This window comes from Pseudomonas sp. IT-P218, from assembly GCF_949767605.1.
Lineage (GTDB): Bacteria > Pseudomonadota > Gammaproteobacteria > Pseudomonadales > Pseudomonadaceae > Aquipseudomonas > Aquipseudomonas putida_AE.
In genome coordinates this window covers 89469-103834 of sequence record NZ_CATKQQ010000001.1, presented here as the reverse complement: position 1 = coordinate 103834, position 14366 = coordinate 89469, and the positions used below count along the sequence as shown (strand labels likewise).

Genomic DNA, 14366 nt, shown 5'->3' with positions numbered 1-14366 from the left:
GCTCGCGAAAAACCTGAGATCACCGCGGGGGGTCAGGCGACCCGCGTCATCGTTGACCTCCATCGCGAGCAAGCTCGCTCCTACAGTAGATCGGGTACAGTCGTGAGGGGATTGGTACAGGGGACCATTGCGAATCCGGAAACACACAATTTCCATCAACCGGGTTGATTGCCTCCTGACGCAAGGCGCAGGCTAGAGAGCTGCCCAGGCCTCTCCTATCATTCCGAATGATAGTTACCTTCGCCCCATTCGATTCGTGCGATACCACCCTGCCGAGCATCATTCGCCAATCTTAATACATTGGCGGATGCATCCATGGAACAGTCATTCAAACATTTGCGCTTGCCGTTGGCCCTGTTGGCCGTCGTGGTGATGAGCGCCTGCGGCAAGGCGCCAGAGACTGCCGCCAGCCTGCCCGCAGCCAAGGTCAGCGTGGCCAAGGTGCTGGAGCAACCGGTCAACGAGTGGGACGAATTCACCGGACGCCTCGAAGCACCGGAAACCGTGGAGATTCGTCCACGGGTCTCGGGCCAGATCGATGAAGTGGCCTTCACTGAAGGCGCCCTGGTCAAGAAAGGCGACCTGCTGTTCCAGATCGACCCGCGTCCGTTCCAGGCTGAGGTCCGTCGCCTCGAAGCGCTGGTCGCCCAGTCCCGCGCCAACGCCACCCGCAGCGAAAACGAAGCCCAGCGTGGCGAACGCCTGCGCACCAGCAATGCGATTTCTGCCGAACTGGCCGACTCGCGCACCAGCGCTGCCCAGGAAGCCCGCGCCGCCGTTGGTGCCCTGCAAGCACAGCTCGACCTGGCCAAACTGAACCTGAGCTTCACCCGTGTCACCGCGCCCATCAGCGGTCGAGTCAGCCGTGCGGAAATCACCGCCGGCAACCTGGTGACTGCCGATACCACCCCGCTGACCAGTGTGGTCTCCACCGACAAGGTCTACGCCTACTTCGATGCCGACGAGCGTGTGTTCCTCAAGTACACCCAGCTCGCCCGCCAGGGCAAACGCGGCGCCACCACCCCGGTGTACATGGGCCTGTCCAACGAAGACGGCAACCCGCACCAGGGTGTGATGAACTTCGTCGACAACCAGGTCAACCCGAAAACCGGCACCATCCGCGGTCGCGCCGTGTTCGACAACAGCGACGGCAGCTACACCCCGGGCCTTTACGCGCGCCTGAAACTGGTGGGCAGCGGTACCTACAACGCCATGTTGATCAACGATGAGGCGGTGGGTACGGACCTGGGCAAGAAATTCGTGCTGGTGATGGATGCCGACAACAAGACGGCTTATCGCGCCGTGGAGCTGGGTCCGAAAATCGAAGGCCTGCGCATCGTGCGCAACGGCCTGAACAAGGACGACACCATCATCGTCAAGGGTCTGCAGCGGGTACGCCCGGGCTCGCCAGTCACCCCTGAAGTGATCCCGATGGCCACGGAGCAAACCCTCGCGGCCCTGGCCCAACAACGACAAGCGCTGGAAGCCAGCAACCTGCCCCAAGTCGCGCCTGCCAAGGTCGCACCGGGTACGGTTGTGAAAGTGGCTGCCGCGACTCCACGCGGTTAAGGGATAACGACTCCGATGAATTTTTCCCAATTCTTCATTTCACGGCCGATCTTCGCAGCGGTGCTGTCATTGCTGATCCTGATCGCCGGTGCCATCTCGCTGTTCCAATTGCCGATCAGCGAATACCCGGAAGTGGTACCGCCGACCGTTGTCGTGCGCGCCAACTTCCCGGGTGCCAACCCGAAAGTCATCGGTGAAACCGTAGCCGCTCCCCTGGAGCAGGCGATCACCGGCGTCGAGAACATGCTGTACATGTCCTCGCAGTCGACCGCCGACGGCAAGATCACCCTGACCATCACCTTCGCGTTGGGCACGGACCTGGACAACGCTCAGGTACAGGTGCAGAACCGCGTGACCCGCACCGAGCCGAAACTTCCCGAGGAAGTGACGCGCATCGGTATCACCGTGGACAAGGCGTCGCCCGACCTGACGATGGTGGTGCACTTGACCTCGCCGGACAAACGCTACGACATGCTGTACCTGTCCAACTACGCGATCCTCAACATCAAGGACGAGCTGGCGCGCCTGGGCGGTGTCGGTGATGTGCAGCTGTTCGGCATGGGCGACTATTCGCTGCGTGTCTGGCTCGATCCGAACAAGACCGCTTCGCGCAACCTGACTGCAACTGATGTTGTAACCGCCATTCGTGAGCAGAACCGTCAAGTGGCCGCGGGTGCACTGGGCGCGCCCCCTGCCCCGAATGCGCAAAGCTTCCAGTTGTCGGTCAACACCCAGGGCCGTCTGGTATCAGAGGAAGAGTTCGAGAACATCATCATTCGCTCTGGCGAAAACGGTGAAATCACTCGCCTCAAGGACATCGCCCGCGTCGAGCTGGGTTCCAGCCAGTACGCCTTGCGTTCCCTGCTGAACAACCAGCCGGCGGTGGCGATCCCGATCTTCCAGCGCCCTGGCTCCAACGCCATCGAGATCTCCAATGAAGTCCGGGCGAAAATGGCCGAACTGAAAAAGGGCTTCCCCGAAGGCATGGACTTCAGCATCGTCTACGACCCGACCATCTTCGTGCGCGGCTCCATCGAGGCGGTGGTTCACACCCTGTTCGAAGCGCTGATCCTGGTGGTCCTGGTCGTGATCCTGTTCCTGCAGACCTGGCGCGCCTCGATCATTCCGTTGGTGGCGGTGCCGGTCTCGCTGATCGGTACCTTTGCCGTGATGCATCTGTTCGGCTTCTCGTTGAACGCCCTGTCGCTGTTCGGCCTGGTACTGGCGATCGGTATCGTGGTGGATGATGCGATCGTGGTGGTGGAGAACGTCGAGCGCAACATCGAACTTGGACTCACACCGGTTGAAGCCACCAAGCGCGCCATGCGTGAGGTGACCGGCCCGATCATTGCCACGGCGCTGGTGCTCTGTGCGGTATTTGTACCGGCCGCGTTCATCTCCGGCCTCACCGGGCAGTTCTACAAGCAGTTCGCCCTGACCATTGCCATTTCGACGGTGATCTCGGCCTTCAACTCCCTGACCCTGTCGCCGGCCCTGGCTGCCGTGTTGCTCAAAGGTCATGACGCACCCAAAGACCGTTTCTCCAAGGTGCTGGACAAACTGTTTGGCGGCTGGTTGTTCCGTCCGTTCAACCGCTTCTTTGAAAAGGCCAGCCATGGTTATGTCGGCACCGTTGCCCGGGTTATCCGCTCGAGCGGCATCGCCCTGTTGCTGTACGCCGGCCTGATGGTGCTGACCTTCTTCGGTTTCTCCAGCACCCCGACCGGTTTCGTACCCGGCCAGGACAAGCAATACCTGGTGGCCTTCGCGCAACTGCCGGATGCCTCGAGCCTGGACCGCACCGAAGACGTGATCAAGCGCATGTCCGACCTGGCCCTGAAACAGCCAGGCGTGGAAAGCGCGGTGGCCTTCCCTGGCCTGTCGATCAACGGTTTCACCAACAGCCCGAACGCCGGCATCGTGTTCGTGACCTTGAAACCGTTCGATGAGCGTAAAGACCCGAGCATGTCCGCCGGTGCGATTGCCGGTGCCTTGAACGGCCAGTACGCGGACATCCAGGAAGCCTACATGGCGATCTTCCCGCCGCCGCCGGTACAAGGCCTGGGCACCATCGGTGGTTTCCGCCTGCAGATCGAAGACCGGGGCAACCTGGGCTACGAAGAGCTGTACAAGGAAACCATGAACATCATCGCCAAGAGCCACAGTGTTCCGGAACTGGCGGGCCTGTTCACCAGCTACACGGTGAACGTGCCGCAGGTCGATGCCGCCATCGACCGGGAAAAAGCCAAGACCCACGGCGTGGCCGTCAGCGACATCTTCGACACCCTGCAGATCTACCTGGGTTCGCTGTATGCCAACGACTTCAACCGCTTCGGCCGCACCTATCAGGTCAACGTCCAGGCTGAGCAGCAGTTCCGTCTCGAGTCCGACCAGATCGGCCAGTTGAAAGTGCGCAACAACAAGGGCGAGATGATCCCGTTGGCGACCTTCATCAAGGTCAGCGACACCTCGGGCCCGGATCGCGTCTCCCATTACAACGGTTTCGTCACCGCGGAAATCAACGGTGCCGCAGCCCCCGGCTACAGCTCCGGCCAGGCGGAAAAAGCCATCGAGAAACTGCTCAAGGAAGAACTGCCTAACGGCATGACCTACGAATGGACCGACCTGACCTACCAGCAGATCCTGTCCGGCAACACCGCGCTGTTCGTGTTCCCGCTCTGCGTACTGTTGGCGTTCCTGGTGCTCGCGGCGCAGTACGAAAGCTGGAGCCTGCCACTGGCGGTGATCCTGATCGTGCCGATGACCCTGCTGTCGGCCATTACCGGGGTGATTGCTTCGGGCGGCGACAACAACATCTTCACCCAGATCGGCTTGATCGTACTGGTGGGGCTTGCGTGTAAGAACGCGATCCTGATCGTCGAGTTCGCCAAGGACAAACAGCTAGAAGGCATGAACCCGCTGGCCGCGGTCCTGGAAGCCTGCCGCCTGCGTCTGCGGCCGATCCTGATGACTTCCTTCGCGTTCATCATGGGTGTGGTGCCCCTGGTGTTCTCCAGCGGTGCCGGTGCCGAGATGCGTCACGCCATGGGTGTGGCGGTGTTCTCCGGGATGCTCGGGGTGACCTTCTTCGGTCTGTTGCTGACGCCGGTGTTCTACGTACTGATTCGCAACTTTGTCGAACGCGGCCAAGCGCGCAAAGCAGCCAAGGCCAACTTGAAGCTGGAGTCGCACTGATGAGTTTGAAAGCTTTCCTGCCGAGCCTGCTGGCATTGGCGCTGAGCGCCTGTGCCGTGGGCCCGGACTACCAGACCCCAGCCACTGAACCGGCCCACATCACCACGGCCACTGACGGCGCTGCCGGGCAGAAGAACTTCGACCGCTCGCGATTCGAAGGTATCTGGTGGCAGCAGTTCGAAGACCCGACGCTCAACCAGTTGGTGACCGAATCCCTGAAAGGCAACCGCGACTTGCGCGTCGCGTTTGCCCGCTGGAAAGCGGCACGGGCGATTCGCGATGACGTCAGCAATGACGCCATGCCGACCATCACCAGCCGCGTCAGCAGTGACATTGGCAAAGGGCAGATTCCGGGCGAAACCACCGACCGGGTCAATCAGGAGCGCTACGACCTGGGCCTGGACATGGCCTGGGAGATCGACCTGTTCGGCCGCATCCAGCGCAACCTGGAATCGGCCAACGCCGAGCAACAGGCGTTCGAAGCCGACCTGTACCAACTGCAAGTGACCATGATTGCCGAATTGGTCGATGCCTACGGCCAACTGCGGGGTGCGCAGCTGCGTGAGAAAATCGCCCTGGCCAACCTGCAGAACCAGCAGGAGTCGCGCAAGATCACCATCAGCCTGCGCGATGCCGGCGTCGGCGATCAGCTCGACGTGGAACGCGCCGACGCACGCCTGGCCTCGGTCGAAGCCAGCGTGCCGCAATTGCAGGCCGAGCAGGTGCGGCAGAAAAACCGCATCGCGACCCTGCTGGGTGAGCGTCCGGACAAGCTCACGGTCGACTTGCGTCCGAAGGACTTGCCGGCCATTGCCAAGGCCCTGCCGATCGGAGATCCGGGCGAGCTGCTGCAACGCCGTCCGGACATTCGCAGTGCCGAACGCCAACTCGCATCGGCCACGGCACGGATCGGTGTGGCCAAGGCGGATCTGTTCCCGCGCGTCAGCCTCAGTGGCTTCCTTGGTTTTACCGCCGGGCGCGGCTCGCAGATCGGTTCCTCGGCGGCCAATGCCTGGGCACTGGGCCCGAGCATCACCTGGGCGGCCTTTGATCTGGGCAGCGTGCGCGCCCGTTTGCGCGGCGCCGATGCCGATGCCGAAGGCGCTCTCGCCACTTACGAGCAGCAGGTATTGCTGGCACTGGAAGAGTCGGAAAACGCCTTCAGCGATTACGGTAAACGTCAGCAGCGGCTGATTTCGCTGATCCGTCAAAGCGAATCGAGCCGCTCGGCTGCCGACCTCGCCGAGATCCGCTACCGCGAAGGCACCGCCGACTTCCTCGTGCTGCTCGATGCCCAGCGTGAGCGCCTGGCCGCGGAAGACACCCAGGCCCAGGCTGAAGTCGACCTGTACCGCGGCATTGTCGCGATCTACAAGGCCCTTGGTGGCGGCTGGCAGCCGGAGACGGTCGCCAGCAAGTAACACGATTTTCTACAGAGCTCCTTTGGTTGGCCGCAACCAACCAATTTTTTGGCCCCGCGTCTCATTCGGTCGCGGGGCTTTTTTTGCGTGCGCGGTATTGAATCCACAACACCCCCTGTAGGAGCTGGCTTGCCAGCGAAGACGGAGGCACATTCACCATTGAGGTGACTGAACCACCGCATTCGCTGGCAAGCCAGCTCCTACAGGGTTAGTGTTTTTCCTGGACGGTGACGGTCGCTGTTGTTCCCGCCCGTAATTTCGCTTTACCGGCATAGTCATCATCGATCCTGATCCTTACCGGCACCCGTTGCGCCAGCTTGACCCAGGTGTAGCTGGGGTTGATGTTCGCCAGCAAGCGTCCACCCGGCAGGTTTTCCCGGTCGGCGATGGCGAAGGCGATGCTTTGCACGGTGCCACCGAAACGTTCGCCGCTCATCAACTCGATGTCGACCCGATCACCCTCCTCGATGCGCGGCAGCTTGGTTTCTTCGAAGTAGCCGCTGACATAAAACGAATCGCTGTCTACCAGTGCCACCAAGGGACCGCCTGCGGTGGCGTAGTCGCCCTGGCGGGTCAGCAGGTTGGTGACGTAGCCGCTGATGGGCGATTCGACCCGGGTGCGTTCCAGGTCGTGTTCGGCTTCGGCCAATGCGGCGCTCGCCAGTTGCACATTGGCCTGGGCAAACCCCAGGTTGGCCTGGTTGCGCAGCAGATCAGCCTCGGCCACCGCCACATCGGTACTGGCTTTTTCCCACTCTTCGCCGGAGATCGCCGAACGCTCCTTGAGCGTCCGCCGGCGACGCTCCTCGCTTTGCCGCTGCCTGAGCAACGCCTGGCTGGCGACAATGGTCGCCTGCGACTGCCCCAACGAGGCCTTCGACACTTCCACCGCGCGCTTGCCGTGTTCCACCGCCAGGGCATAACGCGAGGGATCGATTTCCAGCAGCAACTGGCCCTTCTCCACATGCTGGTTATCGTGCACGGCAAGTTTGACGATGCGTCCGGCGACATCGGCGGACAGGGTCACCACATCAGCCCGCACCCGTGCGTCGCGGGTCCAGGGGGCGCGGGTGTAATGCTCCCAGGCAAACCAGCCGAGCACGAAGGCCAGCAGTACCACCGCCAGCGTGGTGAGATGGGCAAGGATCTTCTTCACGGCATCAGGCTCCCATCACCAGGATCAGCGTCGCGCACACGCAGGCGTACAACGCGCCTTCGAACAAGGCTTCATGCCAGACGAACTGCAACACACCGAGGCGCCGCAGCAGCCAATCCAGCACCAGGAAAATCGGCAGCCCCAGCAATAGCGCCTGGGCGATCGGCGGCAGGTAGACACCGCCTATTTCCACATCAATGGGCAAGTTCAGGTACTCCTGGCGAGGGTTCGGGCTCGAAGTGAGCACGGTGGCGTTCCAGGAACGACACCACGATCAACAGCGCCACGCGCATGCGAAACACTGACCACAGCTGTTCATGGACACTGCAGTGCAGCGCGTCCAGTTCATCGCCCAGGCCGTGCAGGCTGTCGAGCACGCGATCGACTTCGATGCCGGGCCGCCCGGCGACCAGCCGACCGGTTTCGCGCACGGTGGCGGACAGTCGACCCTGCGTCTCGGGACTCAGCAGCGCGTTGCCCTGCCCCTGCTGCCGGAGCTGGTTCAAGGCGATGCCCAACGCCATGCAACCGAGACTGACTTCGAACAGGTCCTTTGTTGGCTTGTCCTGGATGGCCGGCAGCAGGCCGAGCATCGTGGTCAGGCGGTCGACGATGCGGCTTTCGAAGGCGAACTGGTTTTTATCGGTGGGCGGGGATTTCAACAACGCGTAGACCTGCTCGCAATTCTCCTGATGCAACCGGCGCAGGCGCAGGACCGGCCGGAACGGAAAGATCAAGGCATACACACTCAATGCCAGCGCGGCGGCGCAGGTGTAGGCACCGGCAAACTCGAACCACTGGATCGCGGTGTTTTGCCCCAGACCGGTGTTTGCCGGGCCCAGCAACAGGAAAGTCGTCAACCCCAGGCCAATCCCCGTGCCCGTGGTCGGCGGGCTGGACAACCCCACCGCGACGGCATAGAGCAACGGCACCAGCAGCAGGGCCAGCAGTTCGAAACTGCTGATCATCGGCACCAGCGCGAACTGCAGCACCGACGACACCACCAGCGCCAGGCCCAGCCCCCGGGCATAGCTCTGCACAGCCAGCAACGGCCGGGGAAACGTCGCCATTAGCGAGCACAGGATCCCCGTCACCACCATCCCGCCCCGCGCCCCGTCCCAACCGGTTTCGATCCAGATCAGGCCGGCGACCATCAGGGCGCACCAGGCGCGGATGGCATTCATCGTCGCCAGGGTGAAATCCAGGTGCAGCGGATTGGCCTGGCCGCGAAACACGCTGCTGGCCTTGCGTCCGCTCTGGATCACGTCGCTTAGCTCCAGAATCGTTTCCAGCTGCTCGAGCATTCGCGCCTGTTCCCAACGCAATGACCAGGACAGTGAGCGCAAGGTCGCCTTCAAAGGCTCGGTCAGTTGCTCGGAGCGGTAGGCCAGCGCATCGAAACGCTGCTGCAACGCTGCAAACTGGCGCCGCTGCTCAGCCGGCAGCGCACGTCCCTGGCGGGCCAGTTCATCGAGGAACACCAGTTCTTCGCCGAGCAAATGCTGTATTTCGCTCGGGATCTCGCCTTCCCAGCGCTCCAGCAGCAACTCGCGCTGGTGGCGCAAGGCGGTGAGTCGGGCGGTCAGCAGCAACAGTTGGTTGCCGAGCAATTGCACCAGGTCGTCGGCGCTGCGCAGTCGCGGCGCGTCGTAATACAGATGCCGGCGTACCCCCTCCAGCGCACTGATTTGCCCCAGCAGCTGCATTTGCCGACGGTGGAAGTCGGCCTCGCTTTCCTCGGTGCGGATGACGGCACTGGCATGGGTTGCCAGCAGCTTGATGACCTGATCGATCCTGTCGAAATACTCCTTGGCCACCGCCTCCGGGCGCGCGGTCAGCAGGCTGACGACGCAGACGCAGGCCACCGCCAGCAGCGTCTCGGTCACGCGGGTAACGGCGAGCATGAAGGTGCCGTCCTGGTCGGGGACCGCCAGCAGGCCCACGACCACCGCCGTGTAGCCGCTGAGGACAAAAGCCTGGGAGCTGGTGTAGCGCAACAAGGTGCCACCGGCGGTGCACAGCGCCAGCCACAGGGACAAGGTGATGAGGAAAGGCAGCGGCGCCTGGGGGAAGATCGCCATGATCACCACGGCCACCGCCGCCCCCAGGGTGGTGCCGATGACCTGGCCGAAACTGCGCGCCAGCACCATGCCGGCCAAGGGTTGGCTGATGATGACCACGGCCATGATCGACCACTTGGGCTGCTCGAGATCGAATACGAACGCCAGGTACAGGGTCAACAGCCCGGCCGCGATGGTGCGCAGGGCGAACAGCAGCACGCCGCGCCCGGGGTTGAGCATTGCCTTGAAGTATAACAACAGCGCTTGCATGGGCACGCCTGTCCAGTCCAATCCAGCAAGCGTAGTCACTGCGGCGCAGTCTCGACAGGTTTGAGTATCGCAGTCAGGGTTTGACTCCAGGCCGTGCCTGACCGAAGCTGACAGCTTTGCCCAAGCCTGCCAGCTTCCGGATTTTGCATGCCCCAGTCCCGCCGCTATCTGCTCATCAGCCTCTGTGTCCTGTTTGCCGTCGGCCTTGCCTGGATGTTCCTGCGCAGCAGCGCCCCGGTGGTGCCCGAAGCGATCAAGCGCGGCTACAGCGAAGCGCTGACGGCGGCCCGCAATGGCCAACCGGGGGCCGCGCGGGTGCTCTACCAGCAATTGGCCCGCCCGGACATTTCGCCCAAGCGGCGCGTCTGGCTGCATGCCGAACTGCCCAACTACCCCAGTTCCGTGGCGCTGAAACTGGCGGATGCAGACTTGCAGAATGAGGCGCCGCAGGTCCGTGTCGCGGCGATCAGGAGCATCAGCGGGCTGGTGCCCAGCGGTCAACGCAGCCTGTTGCTGGGGCCGTTGCTCGATGACGGCGAGCAGAGCGTGCGCTTCGCCGCCGTCAATGCGCTGCTGGGCTTGTCGCCCGATGATCTTGGCCTGTATTTTGGCCCGCTGGAGCAGGCCATCGATGCCTGGCAACAGGTACTGAAAAGCGCCCCGGAAAGCGCCGACAACCAATATCAGCTGGCCCGGTTGTACCTGCACAATGCCGAATTCAAGGAGGCCCAGCAGGCCCTTGAGCATACCTTGCGCCTTGCGCCAGACAACCTGCCGGCACTGGTGATGCAGATCGAGGTCCTGGACAAACTGGGCCAGGTCGACGCCGCCCGCCAACTGTTGGCCAAACAACTCAAGGCCCAACCCGATTCGGCCTATCTGCAACATGCGCTGGGGATGTGGTTGCTGCATCACGGCCAAAACGAGTTCGCCCTGCTGGGTTTGTCCAAGGCGGTGGAGCTGGAGCCGAACAACAGGGATTACCGCTACGACCTGGCCACGATGCTGCATGACGAACAGGAGCTGGAAGCGGCGCAGAAACAGCTGCAGGAAATCGTTCAGCGGCATCCGAACGATCGTCGGGCACGGGTGCTGCTGATCAATTACTGGAAGGAAAGCGGGCAGTTGCAGAACGTGCAGATATTGTTGGCGCAGCTGGAACAGATGAATCCGGATGATCCGGCGTTGCAGCAAGGGCTCTAGAAGATCCAATACACAACGCCATGCCATGTTTCTGCGCGCTTCTGTAGGAGCCCGGCTTGCCGGCGAAGGCGTCCTTGAGATCGCCTTCGCCGGCAAGCCGGCTCCTACAATGGTTGCGAACACCCAACGCCTTCTCCTTACAAAAAGTTGAACGCTCATTGCCGCCAAAGGTCAAGTGAACAGGTAGCCGACTATGCTTTACGTGCTGCCTCGCTTCCCCTAGTCATGAGAGGGCATTTTTTGTCTACATCCAACGAGTTGATCAGCGTAAAAGCCGCCACAGGGATTGATGGTCTCGATGACATCCTCAATGGCGGACTGTCCCGCGGCCACGTGTTTTTGCTTGAGGGAGAACCCGGTACCGGCAAGACCACGGTCGCCCTGCACTTTTTGTTGGCCGGCGCCAAAGCCGGCGAACGCTCGTTGTACATCACCCTGTCGGAAACCGAACGCGAATTGCGCCAGGGTGCGCGCTCCCATGGCTGGGAGCTGGACGACAATGTCCATATCTTCGAACTGACGCCCCCCGAAAGCCTGCTGACGGCCGAGCACCAGCAATCGCTGCTGTATTCCTCGGACCTGGAACTGGGCGAGGCCACCAAACAGATTTTTGAAGTGGTCGAACGCGTCAGGCCAACCCGCGTGGTGCTCGACAGCCTCTCCGAGATTCGCCTGCTGGCGCAAAGCTCGCTGCGTTACCGCCGGCAGATCCTCGCCATCAAGCACTACTTCGTGCGCTACGAGGCCACGGTGCTGCTGCTCGACGACCTGACCACCGAATCCCTGGACAAGACCGTGCACAGCGTGGCCCACGGGGTGGTTCGCCTGGAGGAGCTGACGCCCAACTATGGCGCCGAGCGCCGCCGGGTTCGCGTGGTGAAGTACCGTGGCCAGAAATACCGCGGCGGTTATCACGACTTCACCATCATGGGCGATGGCGTCCACGTGTTCCCGCGCCTGGTGGCCGCCGAGCATCGCGGGGACTACCTGCGTCAACAGTTGACCAGCGGCATCCGCGAAATGGATGCGCTGCTCGGCGGCGGCATCGAGACCGGCTCAAGTACGCTGATCCTCGGCCCGGCCGGCACTGGCAAGTCGTTGATCTCGATGATTTTTGCCGCCGCTGCCGTCTCCCGAGGCGAGAAAGCGGCCCTGTTCATCTTCGATGAAGAACTGGGCCTGCTGTTCGCACGCATGAAGAACATCGGCATCGACTTGAAAGTCTTACAAGACACCGGCAATTTGCTGATCGAGCAAGTGGATGCTGCCGAACTCTCTCCTGGCGAGTTTTCCCACCGGGTGCGGCGCTGCGTCGACGAGGGCGACATCAAGACCGTGGTGATCGACAGCATCAACGGCTATCAAGCGGCGATGCCCGAAGAAAACGCCCTGGTGCTGCACATGCACGAGCTGCTGCTGTACCTCAATCGCAAAGGCGCGGCGACTTTCATGACGGTCGCCCAGCATGGCCTGGTCGGTGACATGCAGGCCCCGGTGGACATTACTTACCTCGCCGACACGGTCATCCTGTTGCGCTATTTCGAAGCCCTGGGCAAGGTACGGCGAGCCATTTCGATCATCAAGAAACGCACCGGCAGCCATGAATCGACCATCCGCGAATACAAGATCAATGGCAACGGCATGACCATCGGCGAGCCGCTGGAAACCTTCCAGGGCGTGTTGCGCGGTGTGCCAACCTACCTGGGCGCGAGCAATCCCCTGCTCGGGGATGAAAGCCCGTGATCGTCCATGAAGCGACGTCCGAGCGAGCGATCATTCTTGCACCGCTCGGGCGCGACAGTCAGATCGCCATGATGCTGCTCAACGAGGCAGGCTTCGCCGGAGTCGTCAGCAACGACCTGCCGGGGCTTTGCCAGGAACTGGAGCAAGGCGCCGGCTTGTTGCTCATGTCCAGCGAAGCCTTGCTGCACAGCGACCTTGAGCCGCTGCTCGCGCTGATCGAGCAACAACCGGCCTGGTCCGATTTGCCGATCGTGCTGCTGACCCACCACGGTGGCCCGGAACAAAATCCGGCGTCACGCTTTGGCCCCCTCCTGGGCAATGTCACGTACCTGGAACGGCCCTTCCACCCGGAAACCTTGATCAGCATGGTCGCCGCCGCCCTGCGCGGACGCCGACGACAATATGAAGCCAGGGATCGGCTGGTGGACCTGAGCCAAAGCGAGCTGCGCCTGCAAAACACCCTCGAGACCCTGGAGCAGCAGGTCGAAGAGCGCACCGCACAACTGCGCCACAACGAGGAAGTGTTGCGTCAGTCGCAAAAAATGGAAGCGGTCGGCCAACTCACCGGTGGCATCGCCCATGACTTCAACAACATGCTGACCGGCATCATCGGCAGCCTGGAACTGTTGCGCCGACGCCTGGCCCGGGGGCGCACCGAGGATCTCGACAGCCTGATCGACCTCGGCGTGACTTCGGCCAACCGCGCCGCGAGCCTGACCCACCGGCTGCTGGCCTTTTCCCGGCGCCAGTCGCTCGATTCCAAGCCCGTGCAGATGAACACCCTGGTGGTGTCCATGGGCGAACTGTTGCAGCGCAGCATCAACGAAAGCATTCACCTGGACATGCAGTTGGACGAGCAGCTGTGGGTCGCCGAAGCCGACCCCAATCAACTGGAAAGCGCCCTGCTCAACCTGGTCATCAATGCCCGCGACGCCATGCCCAATGGCGGAAAACTGCTGGTGCAGACCTCCAACCGCCACCTGGACGCCGAATTCACCCAGCCCCACGGCAACCTCAAGCCCGGCGACTACGTGGTACTGAGCGTCACCGACAATGGCTGCGGCATGCCGCAAAGTACGATCAATCGAGCCTTCGACCCGTTCTTTACCACCAAGCCCATCGGCCAGGGCACCGGCCTGGGCTTATCGATGATCTATGGCTTCAGCAAACAATCGGGCGGGCATGTCGCCATTCATAGCGAAGTCGGCACAGGCACCACGGTTAACCTGTATCTGCCGCGTTTTGGCGGAGACCTGCCCGAGGACCAGCCGATCGACACGGAACATCCTCCCTACGCGCAAAACGGCGAGACCGTGCTGATCGTCGAGGACGATCCGGCGGTGCGGCAATTGGTCAGCAACGTGCTGGGCGACTTGGGCTATGCCTTCGTCGAGGCCTGCGATGCCGACACGGCGATGCCGATCCTCGACTCGGCCCAGCGTATCGACCTGTTGATCAGCGACGTCGGCCTGCCCGGCATGAATGGTCGGCAACTGGCGGAAATCGGCCGGCAGCTGCGGCCGGACCTGAGGGTCCTGTTCATCACCGGGTATGCCGAGCACGCGGCGGTGCGCGGCGGGTTCCTCGATCCGGGCATGCAGATGATCACCAAGCCATTCACCTTCGACCTGTTGACGGCCAAGGTGCAGGAGATGATTCGCGCCTGATCCCGTTCAGAACACACCACTCCCTGTGTAGGAGCTGCCGCAGGCTGCGATCTTTTGATCTTGATCTATAAAAAAGCAAGGT

Annotated in this window: 9 protein-coding genes; 6 read left to right on the top strand and 3 right to left on the bottom strand. The window is 62.2% G+C overall.

What is annotated here, in order from left to right; genetic code table 11:
* Positions 1-315: 315 nt before the first annotated feature.
* The 3 genes from mexE to ACM6I6_RS00435 are packed head-to-tail and all read left to right on the top strand — an operon-like array spanning position 316 to position 6185.
* Positions 316-1569: a multidrug efflux RND transporter periplasmic adaptor subunit MexE gene (mexE, locus tag ACM6I6_RS00445; RefSeq protein WP_274075804.1), complete on the top strand. Its 1254-nt coding sequence runs from the start codon at positions 316-318 to the stop codon at positions 1567-1569.
* A 15-nt stretch (positions 1570-1584) separates the two neighbouring features.
* Entirely contained in the window at positions 1585-4764 is a 3180-nt protein-coding gene (locus ACM6I6_RS00440; RefSeq protein WP_323607903.1) for an efflux RND transporter permease subunit, read from the top strand.
* The gene (locus tag ACM6I6_RS00435; RefSeq protein WP_323607902.1) at positions 4764-6185 is read left to right on the top strand and encodes a TolC family protein; all 1422 of its coding nucleotides are present in this window, start codon (positions 4764-4766) and stop codon (positions 6183-6185) included. Before ACM6I6_RS00440 ends, ACM6I6_RS00435 begins: the two co-directional genes overlap by 1 nt.
* A 208-nt stretch (positions 6186-6393) precedes the next feature.
* On the opposite strand, the gene ACM6I6_RS00430 is transcribed toward ACM6I6_RS00435, so the two are convergent.
* From ACM6I6_RS00430 to ACM6I6_RS00420, 3 genes are read right to left on the bottom strand one after another with little or no spacing between them, the layout of a single operon-like run.
* Positions 6394-7341, bottom strand: coding sequence for an efflux RND transporter periplasmic adaptor subunit (locus tag ACM6I6_RS00430; RefSeq protein WP_414919220.1), 948 nt, complete (start codon positions 7339-7341; stop codon positions 6394-6396).
* Positions 7342-7345: 4 nt separating this feature from the next.
* The gene (locus ACM6I6_RS00425) at positions 7346-7546 is read right to left on the bottom strand and encodes a DUF1656 domain-containing protein (RefSeq protein WP_274075808.1); all 201 of its coding nucleotides are present in this window, start codon (positions 7544-7546) and stop codon (positions 7346-7348) included.
* A complete protein-coding gene (locus tag ACM6I6_RS00420; RefSeq protein WP_414919219.1) occupies positions 7536-9671 on the bottom strand; it encodes an FUSC family protein in 2136 nt (711 codons plus the stop codon). The genes ACM6I6_RS00425 and ACM6I6_RS00420 overlap by 11 nt, the downstream gene beginning before the upstream one ends.
* A 147-nt stretch (positions 9672-9818) precedes the next feature.
* Here ACM6I6_RS00420 and ACM6I6_RS00415 point away from each other — a divergent pair, with 147 nt between their 5' ends.
* The 3 genes from ACM6I6_RS00415 to ACM6I6_RS00405 all read left to right on the top strand — a co-directional run bounded on the left by ACM6I6_RS00415 (position 9819) and on the right by ACM6I6_RS00405 (position 14284).
* On the top strand, positions 9819-10874 hold the full coding sequence (locus ACM6I6_RS00415) for a tetratricopeptide repeat protein (protein ID WP_274075810.1): 1056 nt from the start codon (positions 9819-9821) through the stop codon (positions 10872-10874).
* Positions 10875-11114: 240 nt separating this feature from the next.
* Positions 11115-12617, top strand: a complete 1503-nt coding sequence (locus tag ACM6I6_RS00410) for an ATPase domain-containing protein (protein ID WP_274075811.1) — start codon at positions 11115-11117, stop codon at positions 12615-12617.
* The gene (locus tag ACM6I6_RS00405) at positions 12614-14284 is read left to right on the top strand and encodes a response regulator (RefSeq protein WP_414919218.1); all 1671 of its coding nucleotides are present in this window, start codon (positions 12614-12616) and stop codon (positions 14282-14284) included. Before ACM6I6_RS00410 ends, ACM6I6_RS00405 begins: the two co-directional genes overlap by 4 nt.
* The last annotated feature ends 82 nt before the right edge of the window (positions 14285-14366 follow it).

What these genes read in the sequence shown, in the direction of transcription:
- mexE (WP_274075804.1), top strand. Translation starts at nt 316, where the DNA reads ATGGAACAGTCATTCAAACATTTGCGCTTGCCGTTGGCCCTGTTGGCC.
- ACM6I6_RS00440 (WP_323607903.1), top strand. Translation starts at nt 1,585, where the DNA reads ATGAATTTTTCCCAATTCTTCATTTCACGGCCGATCTTCGCAGCGGTG.
- ACM6I6_RS00435 (WP_323607902.1), top strand. Translation starts at nt 4,764, where the DNA reads ATGAGTTTGAAAGCTTTCCTGCCGAGCCTGCTGGCATTGGCGCTGAGC.
- ACM6I6_RS00420 (WP_414919219.1), bottom strand. Translation starts at nt 9,671, where the DNA reads ATGCAAGCGCTGTTGTTATACTTCAAGGCAATGCTCAACCCCGGGCGC.
- ACM6I6_RS00415 (WP_274075810.1), top strand. Translation starts at nt 9,819, where the DNA reads ATGCCCCAGTCCCGCCGCTATCTGCTCATCAGCCTCTGTGTCCTGTTT.